At 61.1% G+C, this 20,681-nt stretch carries 13 protein-coding genes and 1 pseudogene; all 14 read right to left on the bottom strand.

The genetic code is table 11. The features are described 5' to 3' along the window. Nucleotides 1-13 precede the first annotated feature (13 nt). A complete protein-coding gene (locus EJ077_RS32395; RefSeq protein WP_245458538.1) occupies nt 14-223 on the bottom strand; it encodes a hypothetical protein in 210 nt (69 codons plus the stop codon). After that, entirely contained in the window at nt 220-5,472 is a 5,253-nt protein-coding gene (locus EJ077_RS32390) for a metallophosphoesterase (protein WP_245458537.1), read from the bottom strand. The genes EJ077_RS32395 and EJ077_RS32390 overlap by 4 nt, the downstream gene beginning before the upstream one ends. 199 nt (nt 5,473-5,671) lie before the next feature. Next, nucleotides 5,672-7,897 carry an RTX toxin gene (locus EJ077_RS24590; protein ID WP_245458536.1) on the bottom strand — a complete coding sequence of 742 codons (2,226 nt, stop codon included), beginning with the start codon at nt 7,895-7,897 and terminating at the stop codon, nt 5,672-5,674. After that, on the bottom strand, nt 7,894-8,181 hold the full coding sequence (locus tag EJ077_RS32385; RefSeq protein ID WP_245458535.1) for a hypothetical protein: 288 nt from the start codon (nt 8,179-8,181) through the stop codon (nt 7,894-7,896). Before EJ077_RS32385 ends, EJ077_RS24590 begins: the two co-directional genes overlap by 4 nt. 158 nt (nt 8,182-8,339) lie before the next feature. Beyond that, a complete protein-coding gene (locus EJ077_RS24585; protein ID WP_245458534.1) occupies nt 8,340-9,845 on the bottom strand; it encodes a lipopolysaccharide biosynthesis protein in 1,506 nt (501 codons plus the stop codon). A 186-nt stretch (nt 9,846-10,031) separates the two neighbouring features. Continuing rightward, complete coding sequence (locus EJ077_RS24580; protein ID WP_208697003.1) at nt 10,032-10,910, bottom strand: sulfotransferase family protein; 879 nt, start codon at nt 10,908-10,910, stop codon at nt 10,032-10,034. 67 nt (nt 10,911-10,977) lie between these two features. After that, on the bottom strand, nt 10,978-12,297 hold the full coding sequence (locus tag EJ077_RS24575; protein ID WP_208697002.1) for an HlyD family type I secretion periplasmic adaptor subunit: 1,320 nt from the start codon (nt 12,295-12,297) through the stop codon (nt 10,978-10,980). Between the two features lie 27 nt (nt 12,298-12,324). Next, a complete protein-coding gene (locus tag EJ077_RS24570; RefSeq protein WP_245458533.1) occupies nt 12,325-14,520 on the bottom strand; it encodes a type I secretion system permease/ATPase in 2,196 nt (731 codons plus the stop codon). A gap of 129 nt (nt 14,521-14,649) precedes the next feature. Continuing rightward, nucleotides 14,650-16,002: a polysaccharide biosynthesis/export family protein gene (locus EJ077_RS24565; protein ID WP_245458532.1), complete on the bottom strand. Its 1,353-nt coding sequence runs from the start codon at nt 16,000-16,002 to the stop codon at nt 14,650-14,652. A 116-nt stretch (nt 16,003-16,118) separates the two neighbouring features. Further along, nucleotides 16,119-17,339: a glycosyltransferase family 4 protein gene (locus tag EJ077_RS24560; RefSeq protein WP_208697001.1), complete on the bottom strand. Its 1,221-nt coding sequence runs from the start codon at nt 17,337-17,339 to the stop codon at nt 16,119-16,121. Between the two features lie 60 nt (nt 17,340-17,399). Further along, entirely contained in the window at nt 17,400-17,843 is a 444-nt protein-coding gene (locus EJ077_RS24555) for a GFA family protein (RefSeq protein ID WP_208697000.1), read from the bottom strand. Nucleotides 17,844-18,107: 264 nt separating this feature from the next. Then, complete coding sequence (locus tag EJ077_RS24550) at nt 18,108-19,910, bottom strand: hypothetical protein (RefSeq protein ID WP_245458531.1); 1,803 nt, start codon at nt 19,908-19,910, stop codon at nt 18,108-18,110. 206 nt (nt 19,911-20,116) lie between these two features. Continuing rightward, nucleotides 20,117-20,377 carry a transcription termination/antitermination protein NusG gene (locus EJ077_RS32380; protein ID WP_245458823.1) on the bottom strand — a complete coding sequence of 87 codons (261 nt, stop codon included), beginning with the start codon at nt 20,375-20,377 and terminating at the stop codon, nt 20,117-20,119. A gap of 12 nt (nt 20,378-20,389) precedes the next feature. Beyond that, nucleotides 20,390-20,677: pseudogene (locus EJ077_RS32375) on the bottom strand (transcription termination/antitermination NusG family protein); the annotation flags it as partial. Nucleotides 20,678-20,681 lie beyond the last annotated feature (4 nt).

The raw sequence follows: 20,681 nt of genomic DNA, 5'->3' as shown, positions 1-20,681 counted from the left end.
GCAGGAACGCGACCTATGCGAGCAACAGACTGCTCGTGAAATTATCGTCGTGGAACTGGCCCACATCAACGCCAGTCAGCGTGATCTGATCCCCGCCACCCAGGGACGCCACGACATTCGAGCCTTGGTTTGTCGCCACCTGCAGGAACTGGCTGGTGTTGTAGATGCCAAAGGCTCTGAGATCGAGGACGTCGCCGGTGCCGGCGCCGGGTAGGAAATTCATGACCGTGTCCTGACCGTCGCCGTGGGCGAACACGAACAGATTGTGCTGGTTGCCGGCAACCAATGTGTCGTTTCCGCGTCCCCGATCAGCGTGTCATTCCCGCCCAGACCCCATAGATAATCAGCGCCGGCGGTGCCGTTCAGGACGTAGCCGCCGTTGACGATTGTCGGCGTGCGTCCGGTAGGTGTCGGCACAAAGTAGGAATCCGTCAGCACACTGGTTGCGGTTGTCCCATTGAAGCTGCTGACCTTGTAGAATTCGATCAGCATGCCTGCGTCGGTGACCGTTACCAGGTTGGCGCCGACATTGGGAACGGTCTTGCCAGCTCCGCCAAGGCCGGTGGTCGTGTACGGAAGAAAGACGCCGTCGCCGTTGTCGTCCCGGTTCTCCCGGTAGTAGTTATGCTGATGGCCGGCAAAGACCGCGTTCACACCCCACTGCTCGAAGGGCCACCGCATGGTGGCAGTGGAGCCGCTCGGGTTGAATGGCGTGTGATGGAAGTAGGCGACGTCGAAACTCGCGTCGGAATTCGCGAGAAGGTCTTGCATCCAATGGCCCTGCACGGATGTGGAACTGCGGCCATCCGGCTCCTGCTTGTTGCTGCTGAGAGCGAAGAAATGCACCGGCCCGATCTGGTAGTCATAGTACCTCTCATTGTCGGGCAGCGTGAAGTAGTTCTGGTAGTTGGTAACGTTGCCTTCTTCGTATTCGTGATTGCCTAGCGTGGGGAAGAAGCGGTTGATGGAGCTGCCGCTGCCGTATGCGCCCTGATAGTTGCCTATGTAGTCATGATACTGCTGGCCGACGGCGGCATCCAAGGTCTGCGGAGCATACACGTTGTCGCCGATTGTGAGGATGAAATCGGGGTTCCAGGCATGGACCATCGCCGACACCGCCTTCTCGCCGGAGAGATCGGTGTCGCCGTAGTCACCAAAGACCGCGTACCGGTACAAGACCTGCGGCGGCGTCGTCGGGACGACGCTGACCGTATAGTCCTGCGCGGCGGTGCTCCCGTCGGACGAGGTTGCGGTGACGTGGAGGTTGATCGACTGCTCGGTCTGGGCATTGAGCGTTCCCGTGCCAGAGCGCGTGATGACGCCGGTGCTGGAATTGATGGCGAAGCGCGAGTCGTTGAGGCTGTAGGTGACCGTATCGGTGACGTCCGGATCCTTGGCCGAGGCTGTGATGTGGACCAAAGTGCCCGCGGGGGCAAGGTCGGGGATCTGGTTGGCCGCAGGGTCGGCATCCTGTGGATGCTTGAAGCCGACCGGGCCGGTCGTCGGCACATAGTACTCGACGTGCAGGAGCGGTGCGCCGGTGGCGCTGCCATCGAAGGAATTGGCCCTGCGCGCGCCGCTGCTGCCGCTGACGACGAATGCCATGTCGTTGAGTTGCAAATAGCCGGGCTGGTTGATGATCTCCTGCACGATCGCCGAGAGGTTCGGGGTGCGTTCGGCAAGGCCGGCTTCATTGTTCACGGTCCAGTCGGGTGGCGTCCACGTCACCGAAGTAGTCGTCATCAGGCGCGAGGTGACATCGCTTTTCTCACTCTCGAAGGGGACGGCTTCGTCGCTTTCGCCCCGGATCAGGAGCGAGACGGCGCCGGTGCTCGTATTCTGGGCCTGGAACTGGATGTAGGCACTGGTGATGACGGCGTCGTAGGGAATGTCGACGCCGGTGAAGCGCATTCCGACCGTCTGGTTCTTGGTGCCGTCAACCACCATGTCGAGATCGGTGCTGGTGAGGTCCATCCCGCCGCTGGGACCTTGCTCGACGTCGTCGGTGCTGGTTGCGATCCTTTTCTCGAAAATCGGCGCTGTGGTCACGCTGACGGCATAGTCTTGGCCCGCGGCGCTCCCATCGGACGAGGTTGCGGTGACGTGGAGGTTGACCGACGGCTCGGTTGCCGCATTGAGCGTGCCGGTGCCTGAGCGCGTGACAACGCCTGTGCTGGAATTGATGGCGAAGCGCGAGTCGTTGACGCTGTAGGTGACCGTCGAGCCGGCATCGGGATCCCTGGCCGAGGCCGTGATGCCGATGGCCGTGCCGGCGGCGGCGGTCTGAGCAATCTGGTTGGCGGCAATGTTGGCATCCGGCGGGTTGTTGAAGGCGACCGGCTCCGGGCTGTTGAGGACGGCGAGGGTGAAGGCCTGGTTGGCGGTGCTGCCGTCGGTGGAGGTTGCCGTCACCGTCAGGTTGATCGATGTCTGGGTCTCGAAGTCGAGCGTGCCGGTGGCCGAGCGGGTGATGACGCCGCTGCTGGCGTTGATGGCGAAGCGCGTGTCGTTGAGGCTGTAGGCGACGGTCGAGCCGGCGTCGGGATCGGTGGCCGAGGCTGTGATGCCGACGGCCGTGCCAGCCGCCGCAAGCTCGGCGATCTGGTTGGCGGTGGTGTTGGCGTCGGGCGGCGTGTTGAAAGCCACCGGACTGCCGGCCGGACCGGGCAGGGTATACTCGATGTGCAGCAGCGGCGCGCTGGCCGGATTGTATTCGTAGGAATCGGCCGTGCGCGTGCCAGTGCCGCTGACCAAAAATGCCATGTCGTTGAGCGCGGCCCAGCCCGAGCGGTTGACGATCTCCTGCACGACCGCAGTGAGGTCAGGCGTGCGCTCGGCCAGGCCATGCTCGCCCACCGTGGTCCACGGGTCCGGCGCCCAGGCCGTGGATGCGGCCGTCCTGGGAAGCGAGGACACGTTGAAGTTGGCGGTGGTGAAAGGACTGGCGTCGTCGAGCTTATCGCCCTGAATGAGCAGCGACGCCGCGCCGGTCTTCACCTCATTGGCCTGGAACTGGATGTAGGCGTTGGTGATGATGGCGCCCTGCGGGATGTTGATGCCGGTGAAGCGCATGCCGACCGTCTGGCGGGTGGAGCCGTCATAGCCGAGCTCCAGGTCGGTGACGTTGGTCGAAATCGCCCCGGAGCCCTTCTCCTCGACATCGTCGCCGGCGGTCGTCACCCTTGTCTCGATGATTACAGGCGTGGTGTTGCCCGTCCCGGAGACAGCAACGCTGAAGGCATGGGTATCGGTGCTGCCGTCGGACGAGGTTGCGGTCACGTTGAAGTTGACTGAAGGCTCCGAGGCCGCGTTAAGCGTGCCGGTGCCCGAGCGTGTGATGATGCCGGTGCTGGCGTTGATGGCAAATCGCGGGTCGTCGATGCTGTAGGTGATCGTCGAGCCGGCGTCGGGATCCGTCGCCGAGGCGGTGATCCCGACCGCCGTGCCGGCGGTGGCGGCCTGGGCGATCTGGTTGACGGCAGTGTTGGCATCCGGCGGGGTGTTGAAGGCGACCGGCTCAGGGCTGTTGAGCACGGCGAGGGTGAAGGCCTGGTTGGCGGTGCTGCCGTCGGAGGAGGTTGCCGTCACCGTCAGATTGATCGATGTCTGGGTCTCGAAGTCGAGCGTGCCGGTGGCCGAGCGCGTGATGACGCCGCTGCTGGCGTCGATGGCGAAGCGCGTGTCGTTGACGCTGTAGCTGACGGTCGAGCCGGCGTCGGGATCCGTCGCCGAGGCGGTGATCCCGGTGGCTGCCCCCGCCGCCGCGAGTTCGGCGATCTGGTTGGTGGCGGGATCGGCGTCGGGCGGTGCGTTGAAGGCAACCGGCAACTGGCTGGCCGTGACGCCGACTGTAAAGGCGTGGGTATCGATGCTGCCGTCGGACGAGGTTGCGGTCACGTTGAAGTTGACTGAAGGCTCCGAGGCCGCATTGAGCGTGCCGGTGCCCGAGCGTGTGATGATGCCGCTGCTGGCGTTGATGGCAAAGCGCGGGTCGTCGATGCTGTAGGTGATCGTCGAGCCGGCATCGGGATCCGTCGCCGAGGCGGTGATCCCGACCGCCGTGCCGGCGGCGGCGGTCTGGGCGACCTGGTTGACGGCAGTGTTGGCATCCGGCGGGGTGTTGAAGGCGACCGGCTCAGGGCTGTTGAGTACGGCGAGGGTGAAGGCCTGGTTGGCGGTGCTGCCGTCGGACGAGGTTGCCGTCACCGTCAGATTGATCGACGACTGGGTCTCGAAGTCGAGCGTGCCGGTGGCCGAGCGCGTGATGACGCCGCTGCTGGCGTCGATGGCGAAGCGCGAGTCATTGATGCTGTAGCTGACGGTCGAGCCGGCATCGGGATCCGTCGCCGAGGCGGTGATCCCGGTGGGTGCGCCAGCCGCCGCGAGCTCGGCGATCTGGTTGGCGGTGGTGTCGGCGTCGGGCGGTGCGTTGAAGGCTACTGGATTGCCGGATCCTGGCAGCAGATATTCGATGTGCAGCAGCGGCGCGGTGGCCGGATTGTATTCGTAGGAATCGGCCGTGCGCGTGCCGGTGCCGCTGACCAAAAATGCCATGTCGTTGAGCGCGGCCCAGCCCGAGCGGTTGACGATCTCCTGCACGATCGCCGAGAGGTCAGGCGTGCGCTCGGCCAGGCCATGCTCGCCCACAACGGTCCACGGGTCCGGCGTCCATGCCGTGGAGGCTGTCGTCCTCGGAAGCGCGGACACGTTGAAGCTGACGGCCGTAAAAGGGCTGGCGTCGTCAACATTATCGCCTTGAATGAGCAGCGACGCCGCGCCGGTCTTCACCTCATTGGCCTGGAACTGGATATAGGCGTTGGTGATGATCGCGCCCTTCGGGAGGTCGATGCTGGTGAAGCGGAGGCCGACCGTCTGGCGGGTGCTGCCGTCATAACCCAGTTCCAGATCGCTGATGTTGCTCGAGATCGTACCGGAGCCCTTCTCCTCGACATCGTCGCCGGCGGTCGCCACCCTTGTCTCGAAGATCGGGTCGATCGCACTAGAGCTGGCGGCGAGGAAGCTGCTGCTGGTGGTGACACTAGCGCCGGTCGAGACCGTGCCGGCGTCAGCGATAGGGGTAGGGGCGGTGAAGGTGACGCCGCTGCCGGCATGGCCCGTTCCCGCAAACTGCCTGAGGCCGGTGTCTTTCGTCGCCACGCTGTCGAGAAAGGTGCTATCCGGATGGATGCCAAGGCCGGCTGCCGCGTCCGCCAGCCCGATCAACTCGCCACCGGTTGCCGTGATCGGGACGGCGCTTTGGCTGTCACTGTGTTTGCCGGTTTCGACGGCGAGGCTGACGCCATCGGATGCCCCGGAAGCCTGCGACACGCCGTCATCGCCATGCACGTGCTCCGCAACCGGGCCGTCATCGAGCGGTTGAAGGCCTTTGAGGAGGGGCGTCGAACCGAGCTCCGTCGCGAGCAGTCCGATTGCATTGCCGCTATCTGGAAGCCGATGTGGTTTGGAAGACATCGCAGAACTCCTTTGCCGCCGTTTTCCGCACTTGGGCCTCGCTAGGCCCTGATATCGACGCCACGGCCAGGTCCGATCCGCGGCGATCGAGGACTCCGGCTGTCAGAGGCGTGTGTGGAGGCGATGTGCTTGCTGGGCATCCGGGCAGGCTGCAGTGAAATGGATCACGACAGGACCTTGAGCAACGCGTCCTGCCGGATCAGGCGAGCAGCCAACCATTCAATTGGAATTCATAGATCTTGCCGTCATTTTCGGTTGGATATGGGTCATTATCCAGGCCCCGATCCACGATGTACAGGCTCATATGGTGGCTCGGATCGTCGCTGCTCGGCGCCAGCGCTATTCCCGATGGTTTGTGCGCGTGGGCTGCGGAGATATCGAGCGTGCCCAATAACTGCCCGGTACGCGTCACCATTGCTACCGACTTTGTCGACGTAATGATATAAAGGAGGTCGTTGACTTGGTCATACGCAATACTTTCGTCGCCAGGGTTGCCCAGCGCTTGCGCAGAAAAACTCGTCACGATGTCGTCGCCGCCCGTACTCGCGACGCCGTCGAATTTGCCGTTGGGACCCGGTGAGACGGCGTAAATCGTCTGGGTTGAGCCATCCGCGACATACAAGACTTTATGGTTCGGGTCATAGGCGACGCTCTCCGGATCCGAACTGCCGAACGCGGATGTCTTGAAAGAGGTCACCTTATCGTCGGACGTGTTGTAAAGCCCGTCTATCCCGGGGTTGAGCTCGTACACGCTCTTCGGGGCAGTGTCGTCCGCGAAGAAGAGATGGTGGTTAGCAGGATTATAAGCCACCCCGGCCGGCTCATCGGAGAACTTGACGGTCGTGAGCGTGCCCGCAAGGGTGCCGTTCAAATTCATCTGGTAGAGATTCTTGCCAGTAAAAAGCGCAGGTATCTCCTCGACTTCGCTGTCGGCAACCAGCAACGTGCCGAGGTGAGAGATATAGACGATATCAGTCGGGTCGGGACTCGGCGGCGACCACTGCGAAGTCAGGATTGTGTGTGACAAGGTCACCGACGTCGGCAGCTGGTGGGCCGTGACGTTGACGTTGAAGGCATGGGTATCGATGCTGCCATCGGACGAGGTCGCCTTGACGGTGAGGGCGACCGACGGCTCGGACTGGGCGTTGAGCGTGCCGGTGCCCGAGCGTGTGATGACGCCGGTGCTGGCGTTGATGGCAAAGCGTGGGTCGTCGATGCTGTAGGTGATCGTCGATCCGGCATCGGGATCCCTGGCCGAGGCGGTGATCCCGACCGCCGTGCCGGCGGCGGCGGTCTGGGCGATCTGGTTGGCGGCGGCGTTAGCGTCGGCCAGGGTGTTGAAAGCGACCGGCTCCGGGCTATTGAGCACGGCGAGGGTGAAGGCCTGGTTGGCGGTGCTGCCGTCGGACGAGGTTGCCGTCACTGTCAGATTGATCGACGACTGGGTCTCGAAGTCGAGCGTGCCGGTGGCCGAGCGCGTGATGACGCCGCTGCTGGAATTGATGGCGAAGCGCGAGTCATTGATGCTGTAGGTGACCGTCGAGCCGGCATCGGGATCCGTCGCCGAGGCGGTGATCCCGGTGGGTGCGCCTGCCGCGGCAAGCTCGGCGATCTTGTTGGCGGCAGTGTTGGCATCCGGCGGGGTGTTGAAGGCTACTGGATTGCCGGATCCTGGCAGCAGATATTCGATGTGCAGCAGTGGCGCGGTGGCCGGATTGTATTCGTAGGAATCGGCCGTGCGCGTGCCAGTGCCGCTGACCAAAAATGCCATGTCGTTGAGCGCGGCCCAGCCCGAGCGGTTGACGATCTCCTGCACGATCGCCGAAAGGTCAGGCGTGCGCTCGGCAGCGCCATGCTCGCCCACAATGGTCCACGGGTCCGGCGTCCAGGCCGTGGAGGCTGTCGTCCTCGGAAGCGCGGACACGTTGAAGCTGACGGCCGTAAAAGGGCTGGCGTCGTCAACATTATCGCCTTGGATGAGCAGCGACGCCGCGCCGGTCTTCACCTCATTGGCCTGGAACTGGATATAGGCGTTGGTGATGATCGCGCCCTTCGGGAGGTCGATGCTGGTGAAGCGAAGGCCGACCGTTTGGCGGGTGCTGCTGTCATAACCCAGTTCCAGATCGTCGACATTGCCCGATATCGCACCGGAGCCCTTCTCCTCGACATCGTCGCCGGCGGTCGCCACCCTTGTCTCGAAGATAGGGTCGATCGCACTAGAGCTGGCGGCGAGGAGGCTGCTGGTTGTGACCGCTGCGCGCGTCGAGACCGTGCCGATGTCAGCATTTGCCTCAAGGGTGGTGGCGATGGAGGTGACATGGCTGTCGGCACGGCCCATTTCCGCATCGTGCCACAAGTCGAGAAAGCTGTTGTCGGGATGAATGGCAAGTCCGGCTGCCATTTCGGTGAGGCCGGTCAGTTTCAATCCGCCATCGCCCCCAAAGTCGGCGTGACCCCATGTGCGGTGCTAAGATCCAGCTTGTTCGCGGCTGGATCCAAGCTGGTAGTGTGACTGCCATTGCCGGTTTCGGCATCCAGCCCGTCGCCGATATCGGAGAGCACGCGAGCCGTTTCGTTGCCGATCGCTCTTCCGCTCGGCTGGGTCCAATTGTCGTCGGTCAGCCAGTCGCCATTGATGCCGGAGTCAGTGCCGGATTCCGTCATCAAGAGCTTCGCGTCATTCAAGGGAAGCCCAGCGAGTTTTACCACGTCGAATCTCCTCTCCACATTTCTCGATTAAATCGGAATCTCGACGTGCCCGACCCGGAGGCTGTTGACCCCAGATCGAGCATGACGATGGGAAACGTTGGACATGAAAGCGTCGCCAAAATCCATGGCCGTGCGGTCAGGCGTTGAATTCTACGGGATCAGTCAGTTACCTTCCTCATCCTTGGCCAGGCGGGCGCAACGGCCGCGAGCAGGCGCAGCAGTGATAGACCGTCCCGCCCAAGGAACAGCGACGGCAGGATCCAGCACAGCAGCAGGCCTGCGGCAGATGCCAGCAATGCCGTATCGATAAGCAGGGGAAGGGGAGATAGACGGAACTCGCGTAGCCATTCCACGAGTCCCCACACGCCGGTTCCGACAACGCCCGCGAGTGCCAGACCGGGCACGTGGGCCATAAGGAAGTCCCCCCAGGTCATCCCGGTCACGCGGAGGCTCAACTGTGCCATGAGGAAGAAGTTGATCCCGAAAGCGGCGCCGACGCCGAACGCCACGCCTTCTATGCCCCAGAGTTGCCCTATGAGGGAGCCGGCGAAGACGCCGATGGTGAAAACCGCCTGGCGCCAGGCGCGCGCGTAGACAGTCCCTGTTGCGCGCGACACGGAATCGCTAAGCTTGTAGCTCGTGCGGAACAGCATGCTGAACGCCAGGATCTGGAGCGGGGCGACAACCGCTACCCATCCCCGCCCGAGAATGACGGCAACCAGCTCCGGCGCGACGATGGCCACGACCACACTGGCCGGCAGGACAAGCAGGGCGCAACCCGCGACTGCGCTGCGATAGGCACGAGCAAGCCGCGCGGGCTGCTCCTGGACCAGCGCCATGGTTGGGAACAGCACCCGATCAAGAACCTGACCGACGATGACCGCGGGCGTCGTCATCAGCTGTGACGACAGGCCGTACAGGCCAAGCGCATCAGCGCCGAGCCAGCGGCCCACGACAAGCCTGTCCGCCTGGGTGGCGAGGTAATTGAAGACCCGGGCGATGGTAAAACCGCTTCCGAAATAGAGCAGTTCGACGATGGCGCCCCGCTCTAGCAAAGGCCGCATCTGATGCGGCTGGCCGGCGAGCAGCACGACCATGCGGATGAATTGCTGGATCAGGAGCGCGCCGACAAGCGCCCAGATGCCCAAGCCGAGCCATGCCAGAATCGGACCGGCAACGACGTAACCCAAGGCAAAGGCGCCGGCGTCGACCAACGCCAGCCAACGGAACCGCAGCGCGCGCTGGGCCGCGGCCAATGCCACCATGGAAGCGCCTTGGAACAGGAACACGAAGCAGATGGCACGAACGACCGGAGCCAGATCGGCGAGGCGAAGCAGCCCGGCAATTGCCGGTGCCATCGCCCAGACCAACGCGGACACAACGAGGCCGAGGAGGCACGACAAGGTGAAGCCGACCCGAAGATGTCGCTCTTCCAGCACAGGTCGCTGGACGATCGCGGGGGTAATGCCAAGTCCCTGGAAGATCGCCGAAAACTTGATGACGATCAGCGCTGCGGAGTAGAGACCGAACTCATTGGGCGAGAGCAGCCGAGCCAGGATGAGCAGAGCGACAAGCTCCGCGACCGCGAGGGCACCCATGGACAGGGACGTCCAGAAAATGCCCACGACACTTTGTTTTGCCAGCCCGCCCCGGTTGTTGCTCACGCCTCTCTCCAATCGCCTCGGCCGATCCCAAACAGGCGGCCACTGCGTCCTTCCCGGATCCGCCGAGTGACACGATTACATTGGGTGATGCGCAGCCACGCGCCCGCGCCTGCACGAAGTTATGATCGCATGGGTCATGAAGGTCCTCCGCCGCGGTGCCGTCCGCCCGCGCCCAGCGCGTCTTACCTATCGAAGGAGCGAGGGGATTTCGTAGCGATAGAACTCCATCTCGTCCCGGACCTCCGGTATGATCGCCGTTAGATCCTTCCTTTCGAGACGGAGCCACTTCTGCTGGCGGCCGGGATCGATCATCTCCTTGGCCGTTCTGACGATATCGTCGGTGCAGTTCAGCCCGCAATGTTCAAAGATGCGGCGCAAAACCAGCTCGGGATCCTGTATCAAATCCTCGTAGCGAAAAGACAGCACGCGGCCGTCGCCCAGCTTGGCGAGATCTTCTCGGGCCTTTCGATTGCCGCGCGCCCACTGGCGCGCGATCACCGTCAATTTCTCATTCTCCTTCAAATCTCGCTCTATCCCGTTGTAACGCGGCCCATAGATCGATGTGTATTTCCTTCCCAATACCCTTTTCGCGATCACCTGTTTTATAATATCTTTTGCATAATAGTGAATTTGCGTTACCGGAGTCATCTTCAAAAGGCGTATTAAACCTTTGAAAGATTTTGCTCTCTGCCACTTAAGCTCCATCGAGCTTATGTACGAAAATGGATTTCTCGTAATATAGAGAAATATGGCCTCCGGAAAAATCTCGTGGACAAACGGCACGCGCAAGACGTTGGCAGGCGTGTTTTCCATGATCTGTCGGCCGTCGTGCCGCGACTGATATTCGAGGAACCTGCCGCGAATGTAACGTGCGACCCTTTCGGTCGCATCGGTTTCGCCAAATTCGTCATGGCGCCGCGCCGGATCGGCATATAGCCACAATGTTTTTGGCTCGTACCAGGTAACGATGTCGGGATGCAGCCCAATCAGTTTTTGTGCAATTGTGGTCCCCGACCGATAGTTGCCGATCAGAAAAATCGGAGGTTTCAGCTCTGTTGCTGCCATGACAAGTCTCCGTCGCTAAAGGTTAGCCGGGGTCGCGCCGATCCGCACGACAAGCTCCGCCGCGCGGCTATTGGTCTCTGAACGCACGCATCATCTGGTCCGTCAAAGGCTTCATCAGGTAGGAGAGCATCTTGCGGTCACCAGTCCGTATGAACGCTTCCACCGGCATGCCGGGAATGAGCGAGGCAGGGCCAAGTTTCGTCAAATCCTTCGGGTCCGGGGTGATGCGGACTACGTAGTAGACTTCATTGGTGTGCTGATCGCGCGTTACGTCGGCCGCAATCATAGACACCACGCCTTCCGTTTCGGGGGTAGTGCGGACGTTGAAAGCGGTGAAGCGAAGAAGTGCGCGTTGGCCGACCAAGATCTGATCGATGTCCTGCGGAGCGGCCTTCACCTCGACGGTGAGAGTGTCGGTGTCGGGAACGATCAGCATTATCGGCTCGCCCGCACTGATCACGCCGCCCACAGTATGGATTGAAGATTGATAGACCGTGCCGCTGGAGGGGGCGCGAATATCGATGCGCGACAGCTGGTCCTCGGAGGTGACTTTTCGTTCCTCGAATTCGGCGATCTTGGCGTCGACATCGCGCAGTTCGCTGCCAGTCTCGCTGGAGAACTCCTTGTCCAGCTGCAGGATCTGGAGCTCGACTTCGGCGATGGCGCCTTTTGCCTGCGCTATGCTTGACACAAGCTGTGACCTTTCACCCTCGATGCGTGTTGCCTCGCGTTCATATTCCGTCAGCTTCGACTTGAGTGTGAGCTTCTTGTCGACAAGGCTGCGGATATCGACGAGTTCGTCGTTGATCAGCTCGATCTCCTTGCTCTTTGCCGATTCCTGAGCCGAATAGCCTTCGATCTGCTTTCCGAATTGCTCGATGCGTTCGCGCAAGCGCGCCTTGTTGCCAAAAACCTCGGTTCGACGAAGTTCGAAGAGTCGTTGTTCGCTGGCCACGGTGTTGGCAATCTCCGGGTCGTTCATTCGCGTGGCAAGCATCGGAGCAAGTGTCATCCGCCCGCTGCCGTCACGCTCCGCCTCGAGCCGAGACTTTCGCGCGTAGAGCTCATCCAGATTCTTTGTGACGTAAGCCAGGTTAGCCCGCGGGATAGCGTCGCTGAGTTGGACCAAGATATCCCCGGCCCGGACACGGTCGCCATCGCGCACGAGAATCCTGCCGACCACGCCGCCCGTCGGGTGTTGCACCTTCTTTTCGCTGTTCTCGACGACCACCCAGCCATGAGAAATGATTGCTCCCGAAATGTCCGCTGTCCCGGCCCAGACTCCCATTCCGCAGAGGAGCAGTGCGACGACAGTCAACCCACCGAGCAGATTGCGGCGAATGGACCGCCGGTTTGAAAGCGATCGGTTCAAGACAGGAGCCATCATTGCCCGTTTCCCATGTGCCGTAAGTCGTCAATTCGGCAGTCGAGGCGAGTTGGAAACCGGCTGCAGGCCCGCTGTATTGACCTGTGACATCGGAAAGAGCTTGGACAGAACGGACTGCTTCGTTCCAAACATGTGCATCCGCCCTTCTTTCATCATCAGTACGAAATCCACAGTGGTGAGAATGTTCGGCCGGTGCGCGACGATCGCCACGATGCCGCGGCGCGCCTTGATTGCGAGGATCGCCTCGGCGAGCGCCCTTTCGCCTTCCATGTCGAGATTGGAGTTGGGCTCGTCGAGGACGACCAGGAACGGATTTCCATAGAGTGCCCGTGCCAAAGCAACGCGCTGGCGCTGCCCGGCTGACAGCGCGGTCCCGCCCTCTCCGATCTGAGTCTCGTAGCCATTGGGAAAATCGATGATTAGCTGATGGACGCCCGCCGCGCGGGCGGCGGCGACAATGGCCTGCGGCTCCGATCCAGGATCGAAGCGGGCGATGTTGGCGGCAACCGTTCCCGCGAACAGTTCGACGTCTTGCGGAAGGTAACCTATGTGGCGGCCAAGACGCTCCGACGACCACTGATCGAGCGCGGCACCATCAAGCTTGATACGCCCCGCCAGCGGTCGCCATGCGCCGACCAGCCCACGAGCCAGGCTGGATTTGCCGGAGCCACTTGGTCCGATGATGCCAAGCACCGAGCCGGCGTCCAGGCTGAAGTCCACGCCTCGCACGATGATTCGTTGCACGCCCGGTGCACCTATCGTGATGTTCTCTATCGTCAAGTTCGAACCAGGCACCGGAAGTGCCATCGGCTGAGCGTCTTGCGGCAATCGGGCAAGCAACTGGCTCAACCTGCTCCAGCTCTGGCGTGCGGCCACGAAGCTGCGCCAATGGGCGATGGCAAGATCGACAGGCGCAAGCGCACGGCCCGCAAGGATGGAGCCGGCGATGATGATCCCGGACGTCGCCTCGCCCTGGATCACCAGCCAGGCCCCTATACCAAGCATTGTCGACTGAAGCATCAGCCGCAAGGCGCGGGCGAAGCTGCCGAAGCCGCCTACGATATCGCTGACATGCTGCTGTTGCGTGAGATATTCGCGGCTCGCCTCCCGCCAATGGTCGTGTAGGCGTTTGCCCATTCCCATTGCCGCGAGGACCTCCGCGTTGCGGCGACTGGCTTCGGCGAAGCCGTTGCGCCTCACGCCCGTCGACACAGCGGCGCCCATTGGTTTGCGCGTAAGGACCTCGGTCGCCGCCGTCAGCGCCACCAACACGATTGCACCGCAAATCGCCGTAATCCCGAGGGTCGGATGAAGGTTCCATATGATTGCCAGATAAAAGGGCATCCACGGAAAGTCGAAGAGTGTGCTTGGCCCCGGGCTCGACAGAAATACGCGGATGTTGTCGAGATCGCGTTGCGGCTGCAGCCCGTCGCCCTGGTGGCCGATGTACAAGGGCAGCCTTGACACGGCTGTGAATACGCGCCCCCCGACCGTTTCGTCCAGTTCACCACCGATCCTGGTCATAATGCGGCTGCGCACGAGATCGATGACCGCCTGCCCGACAAACAGAACGCCGGCCAATATCGCCATGGCTACCAGAGTCGGAACGCTGCGGCTTGGCAGTACGCGATCGTAGACCTGCAACATGAACATCGCGCCGGTCAGCATGAGGATGTTGCTCACGCCGCTAAAAACCGCGACTCCGGCGAATGCTGCCTTGCAGGAGCGCAACGCACAGGCCAGTTCCGAACCGGGCGCCGGCTGGATGTCTCTTGCCGAGGGGCTGGCGCCGACGTTCGTGGACGCGCTTCGCAAGCCGCCCCTTCGCCTTGCCTTGCGGGCGGCTGCGATCAACAGCAAGCCCACCCCCGCGAACGCCAGCCAAACCGGAAGAGCGTCTGGACCAGCCAGCAAAACCAGTGGATCGGAGAAGTAGCCCCAGTCCACCACGAAATCAGTCCACGGTCGCGGCAGCCACTTCCGGCCGAGATCAACGTGGCGGTGCAGAAATGCAGCTCCCGCAAGCGCAAGAGCGAGGAGGAGCAGGATTGCACCTGGAATGCGCGATCGGATGATGGCGCGGCGGCGCGGGGCGTAACGCACCGTCGTCTTGCGGCGCGCCGTTGCACGGAGGAGATTGAGCCGCCTCTGCTCCGCTTTGGCATGGGAATTCCCCCGGCGGAAGCGATTCCCGACCACTGTCAGTGCTGCCCCAAGGATCATGTCAAACCCCTGAGGTGCCAAGGCCGGACTATCTCAGGCCGTTCAAGGCACAACGAACCCAAGAGCGTTGCGAAGCAACGATCGCGGCCTTGAAGCAAAGCCTTGCTCGGGGAAGTGGGCATATTCGTGCTATTGGCCGACAATGCTTGGTTGGAGGCCCACCGCATTTGGGCTCCCCATTGTTCCGGAAGTGTCCGGCGTGTAGAACCCTTTGTTGGCTACAATCGAAACCTCGATGACATCGCCAGCTAGAACTTCCGTGTTTTCATTGGCGATGATGTCATGGGCGATTTTCCGGTCGCGCCTGAAAATCGAAATCTTCACAGAGCCTTGCAAGTCGTCGAAGGTCCGCTGTTCGCCATATGTAAATATAAAGAGAAGCTTGTCGGCGACATACCTTATTTGGCTTTGAATTTTCCCCAGCTCGACCTGCGTGTCCTGGGTCTGCGAGATCAAGTCCATTTCATAACTCTGCTTCTTTTTTCGAAGCTCGCTTTCAGCGGTCAGCATCGCCTGTTGCGCCTGCTCCTGCTGCAGCTCGGTCTGCGAAAGTTCGGCGCGATAGCTGGTATGTGCTCGTTCGGCCGTCAGGACATTCGAATTGGTGACCAGGCCTTTTTCCCGCAATGACCGGGCAGACTGCAGTTCCTCGAGTTGAATGTCCGCGGTCTTTTCTCGTTCCTTTCGAGTGGCAGCGACCATATCCGCTTCCTTCCTGGCCCGCTCCAACGAGACATCAAGGTAGGAAATGTCGTCCCGATATGCGGCGAGGCGGGCGTCCAACTGCGCCTGTTCGGACGCTACGATGTCGTCAATCAAGTGTCCGCCAAACTCGACAGGCGGATCGGGCGGAGCAACGAAAGATTTGTCCTGGCGGCTTTCCGCCTGGAGCCGGGCGAGCCGAACCTTTAGGCGATATTCCTCGATCGCCAGACCTGCCCGCGCGCTGCGCAGATCAGCTATTTGCAAGGCCGGCTCCGTGTTTCCCACGGCGGTTGCCCGAAAGCCACCTGCTATAGCCAGTGCATGACGAACCGTTATTCCGGGTTGAAACGGGTACGATCCGGGATGAGCCACCGTTCCGGAAATAAAGAATGGCCGGTACTGACCGATCTCCACTTTCACGAAAGGATCGAGGATGAGCTTCTGCTCCTGAAATGCACGCTGAATGGCCTTCGAAAGGACAACGGTGGTGAGGCCGCGCGCCTGAACATCGCCCAACATGGGAAGCGATATCGAACCGCGATCATCGACCACGACTTCCAGCGGATAGGATGGCTCGCCAATCACGGATACACGCAGGACGTCACCGGTGTCGAACGTATAGCCGTCCGCACGGGATGCATCTGCGGTGAGCAGAACAAAGGCAATGGCCAGACCGCCAATCATTGCGAGCGTGCGGCTGGCCGGAAAAAGCCGTCGGACCCAATCCTCCATTAGCGAAGGCCCGGAAGGAAAGTGCTGGTTTGCACGCAAACGCATCGTCGTACTCCGTTGTCTTGCCTGCGGTCAGGACCAATCGACATTCGTCGGCCGGAGCGTGACAGCAAGGTAGGGTTCGAGCAGTAAGCCTTGAAAATCCGGACTCCGTCGAAGGATCAAAATCCGGGCAGTCCTAAAGGTTGCTTGGCGAGGCCGTCGCGAATTCGCGGGTCGTTTGGCCTTCCTGCTGAAAGGGTTGACTCGAGAGCGGATTGATAGATCAACTCGACCCTATCGCACATGGTATCCAACCCCCAGGATGCCAGGTCGGTGAGTTTCGCGCTCTCAGCCAATCGAGCGCGGTAGTGTTCATTTTGGAGAAGGTCGGCGATCGCCGCCGCCGCGGCGCCAACGTCCTCGGCCGGCGTCACAATTCCATTAACGCCATGCTTCACAACCTCTTCCACTCCCGGCAGATGCGAGACCACACTGGCTCGACCGCCCGCCAGATACTGCATCATGACGCGAGGCAGTCCTTCTCGCATAGACGTCAGCACACACACGTCCGCCAGACTGATCAGTCGCTCAGGCTCGCTATGGTAGCCGATCATGCGAACGTTGTTTGCGTACGGGGATCGTGCAATCGCCGACTCAATAGCGGATCGCGCCGGCCCCTCGCCGGCCAAGAGCAGCCGCACGTTCGGAACTCGGTCGACGACCTGCCCAAATGCTTCAATGAACTCTATATGGCGTTTTCGCGGTTCCAGCGCGGCCAGCATCAGGATCACCGGCGGCTTAGGCTCTCCGACAGCCGTCCCCAGGAGCAGATGCGATTGCTGTGGCCATTGCGCGTTCGCGAAGCGCGTCAGATCGAAGCCGGAGTGGACGACGTGATGCTGATCGGCGGTCCCCAAATGATTGGCGATGCAAATGTCACGCATAGCCTGGCTGACATCGATGAAAGCCTGTGTACACTTCGCGGCCAGGCGTTCGGCAGCCAGGTACATCAGCCGCTGCGCATTGCCCACATGCACGAAGGGCAAAATGTGCACGCCATGTATGATGCAGGGGATATTGGCTTCCCTGGCGGCAAGGCGGCCGACGATGCCGGCTTTGCTTTGATGTGTGTGCACAATGTCAGGCCGCCAATCGCGCATAAGGCGCGTGAGTTGCCCAAATGCAGAAATGTCACGGGATGGCGAAATCGAGTTGATGAGCCTCTCCAGAGTCACAACCCGAACGGCTTCGGCAACTGACATCCGCAAATTCGGGTCGTACTCCTCGCCGTGAACCAAACGCACTTCGTGGCCGTGCCGCGCCTGAGCGAGACAGCAGGCCAATGTGTTCTCTTCGGAACCTCCCCGAAGAAGTCGGGTGAGCACATGGAGGATTTTCATTTGCCAATACCTTAGGGGACATGAAATCCGGGGCGGCGCATTCGAGCGCAAAATCGAATTTCACGCAGCCGCATCGACGTCCGACAGCGACCTCGGCGCCGGCAATACCGCGCTGTTCGCCGCTGGCCGGTCATGCTTGAACTGTTCAGCGCCGGGCAAGGCATGGAGCCAGGTCTCGCGTCTTGAGGTCCACAATTCATATTCGGGTACGAGATCGGTCGGCGCGACGTCGAGGCTGCCGATCATCACCTCAGCCTCATTGTCGTCGATCCGGGCGACGCGGCCGCCGCAGGTCTGGCAGAAGCTGCGCGTGCCATAGGAGCTGACGAGGCCCCTCTTTTCGAAGGCCTCGCGCGGCCAGATGGCAAAGGCCGAATAGGTCGAGCCGCCGGCCTTGCGGCAATCCTTGCAATGGCAAAGACCAATGCGGAGCGGCGGACCGCGGACCGAGAACTGCACGCCGCCGCACAGGCAACTGCCGGTCCTGCGTATGGTGTCGGACATTGGCAACCTCCGTCATTGCGTGGCGCTGCGGGCCGGGCGGGACAGGTGCTCGCCCCCGAAAACAGAGCCATATTGACCCGTTCAAGTCAGAGCCCGTGCCGATCCTGGGATGAAACAGGCTCTAGCGGCGCGCCGCCATCGAGCGCGAGCGTTCGGCGACTTTTCCCAGGCCTCGCAGGGACACCTGTCGTTTCGCGATGGCGGAAGGCCGCGCATCGGGGTCTGTTGGATGGATATTGGCCGATGAGCCGCCCGCCCTGCCTCTCACAAAGACAGCCAGATATGCCTGAACAGTTCCCCGCCGACCGCCTCGATGCCAGCGCTTGCGTCAATGGTTCGGATGTTCTTGTCCTTGGCTCGCAACTCCGCCATCAGCGATAGCCGCGCGTCGAAGGCTTCTTTCTTGATTTCTCCCGGCTTTCGCTGCTCGGAGACCGCAAAATCTGAAACCAGGTGCAAAGTGAGGTGTGGCCGGCATTCTGCCATCTTTTGATAGAGCCTTTGCTCGAGGCGAGCGAGAACTGACAGGCCGGGGACGGAGAAGAGGTGCGGTGGGATGGTTGGCCCGTCCAGATATCCGCTACACAGCGCCTGCGGCCACCTGTCACAAATGACGATCAGGCCGCGCGTAGCCCATCGATGCGCACGTTTCACGACAGCGTATCGCTCAAACGCGATCAAAACTGCCCAGAATGCCAGCGCGGCAGCGGCGAGTCCTCCCTTCGACCAATTTCGGCTGACGGAATTGTTGCCATCGTGCTGGGCCAACGACTTTAGGCGGCGTCTGTGGGGAAAAACCAGGGTCTGCAACGCCTTGCGGAGCCACCACCCATTGCCATCTCCGATTCCGACATAGGCTTGCGCACACCCGAATTTCCATCGAAATATCCGTGTCAGCCGATCAGCTTGAGTGCTCTTTCCCATGCCATCAGGACCGACGAGCGCCACTACAAAGCCACCAGCCGCAGGCCGTCTCTTTGGCGGGAATGTGCCGGGCATCAGGCGCTGAAGGGTCCTCAACGCCAGATATGAGGTCTTGCGGGCCAGATGAACACCGGCATCGGCGATCCCGTAACCTCCTGTAAAACCGCAGGCTTGACGGATTGAACGCCGGAGTCTGGCAAGATCCCTGCGGTTTGCCATCAAACCGTCGACGCTTTGCAGAAACCTGCAGCTCGCCAGGCTGCTGCCGTCAAGCGTGTATTCCACGACATCCAAGCCTTGATGGCCTGACGGAAGTGGCGGGCGCGCAAACTGCTCCCTCCAATCACCACCAACGGTGATCCACTGTCGCCAAGGCAATGCCCAGGTCCGGAAGGCGAAGCGGGCAATGGCTATTCGAATCTCGTCCTCGGGCGAGACGACCGGAATAGGCACCCCATCCACACAAACCGACTCCCATCGTGTAATCGCCGCATAGTCGAATACCGGATATCGCTTGCGGAATTCCCAGCCGACACGGATCCCGATATGCATGTCGAGATGGAGATAGCGGCCATTTGGAAAGTCAGGCAGGAACCAGTCCTCCCGGCCGGCACAGACGTTGTCGTAGCAAGACAGGCTGACGCCGCGACGACCGTGCAGCCTGCTCACGATCGAGCAGAAGACCGGGTAGTCGTGCTTGTCCAAAAGGAGATCCAGATCGTCGCGGCCCGCAAGTCCGCTTTGCAGGGATGCGAGATCCTGAATTATTCCGTACTTCAGGCCGCATTCATTGAATGCTCGAAACAGTTCGCTGGCGATCGGGAGGGCCGGGACTGTTTCGAGGGGCAGCAAGGCGGCGCTTGCGTCGGTTTGAGAAACACCGGCATCTGCTTTGTTGATTGACGGGCTCGCTCCAACCACCCTGGCTGGCGCTGGAACGTTCACCCCCGGCGTCAACGCTTCGACCAGCATGCTGGCCTTGGCTTTTGGAACCCAGCGCCGATATTGTTGCGGCTGCAGGCCGTCCCGACGCTCTCCAGGATCCGCCGGACAGTAGCTTCCGGGTTTGGATTTACGTGAAGGTTGCAAGGGGTTCCCCTGGTTGATCGCGTCGAGCGTCATTCGCTCATCGTCGCCGGTCATCGTATCGGCGAGGTATATCCAACCTGTTGGCGCTGATTTCGTTGAGACGAAGCACCCGATGTTTCAATGCAGGCCTGCAGCCTCGGATGTCGCCTTGCAAGCTGCCGCATCGAGGGTGAATTGGGTGCCAACTCATCCTTCCTTCGCCGGGTAGTTTCGGCATCTTCCGAGCAAAATATATTTATACGTAAGCTAACGTATATAATTCAGGATACAATCGAAAGTTTATCGCGGTCGATCGTGATCGGAATCGAACGGTTCATTATATCAAGAAGAATTTTTACCGCTCCAGCACTTCCAACATGATCAAGCACGCCAAGTTGTTCCGAAAACGGTCCGTCTATGACTCTAATTCTTTGACCTGGCCTCAATAAGATATCGGAGTGCAAAATTCCGTCCTCGTCGGTTGCGGCTATCAAGGACTCGATCACACCGTGTGGCGCCGGGACCGGCATTCCTTTGCTCATGACAAGTTTTCGCACGCCGACGGTTGAGTTGATCGGGTACCAACTCTGCTGAGCAGCAAGCGAGACGAACAGATAGCAATCGAAATACGCACTAGCGACGTTTCTGACAATGCGAGCGTGGCGAACGGTTCGCCTTCGCTTGGGCAGGTATGTTCGGAAGTTTTGCGATAGCAGGTGCCGCTCCGCCAAGCTCTCGGAATGTTGGTGCGTCTGGATCACGTACCAACGCGTAGGGTCCCCGCCGCAAGTTTTTCCTACCGGCCCCGGGAAGCGATTCTGGTATAATTCAGCGTGCTGCATGGCG

This window comes from Mesorhizobium sp. M8A.F.Ca.ET.057.01.1.1 (assembly GCF_003952565.1).
Lineage (GTDB): Bacteria > Pseudomonadota > Alphaproteobacteria > Rhizobiales > Rhizobiaceae > Mesorhizobium.
The sequence above is the reverse complement of the archived record's forward strand: the minus strand, read 5'-3'. Positions and strand labels throughout refer to the sequence as shown.

What these genes read in the sequence shown, in the direction of transcription:
- EJ077_RS32395 (WP_245458538.1), bottom strand. Translation starts at nt 223, where the DNA reads ATGAATTTCCTACCCGGCGCCGGCACCGGCGACGTCCTCGATCTCAGA.
- EJ077_RS32390 (WP_245458537.1), bottom strand. Translation starts at nt 5,472, where the DNA reads ATGTCTTCCAAACCACATCGGCTTCCAGATAGCGGCAATGCAATCGGA.
- EJ077_RS24580 (WP_208697003.1), bottom strand. Translation starts at nt 10,910, where the DNA reads ATGGCAGCAACAGAGCTGAAACCTCCGATTTTTCTGATCGGCAACTAT.
- EJ077_RS24575 (WP_208697002.1), bottom strand. Translation starts at nt 12,297, where the DNA reads ATGATGGCTCCTGTCTTGAACCGATCGCTTTCAAACCGGCGGTCCATT.
- EJ077_RS24570 (WP_245458533.1), bottom strand. Translation starts at nt 14,520, where the DNA reads ATGATCCTTGGGGCAGCACTGACAGTGGTCGGGAATCGCTTCCGCCGG.
- EJ077_RS24565 (WP_245458532.1), bottom strand. Translation starts at nt 16,002, where the DNA reads ATGCGTTTGCGTGCAAACCAGCACTTTCCTTCCGGGCCTTCGCTAATG.
- EJ077_RS24560 (WP_208697001.1), bottom strand. Translation starts at nt 17,339, where the DNA reads ATGAAAATCCTCCATGTGCTCACCCGACTTCTTCGGGGAGGTTCCGAA.
- EJ077_RS24555 (WP_208697000.1), bottom strand. Translation starts at nt 17,843, where the DNA reads ATGTCCGACACCATACGCAGGACCGGCAGTTGCCTGTGCGGCGGCGTG.
- EJ077_RS24550 (WP_245458531.1), bottom strand. Translation starts at nt 19,910, where the DNA reads ATGACCGGCGACGATGAGCGAATGACGCTCGACGCGATCAACCAGGGG.
- EJ077_RS32380 (WP_245458823.1), bottom strand. Translation starts at nt 20,377, where the DNA reads ATGAGCAAAGGAATGCCGGTCCCGGCGCCACACGGTGTGATCGAGTCC.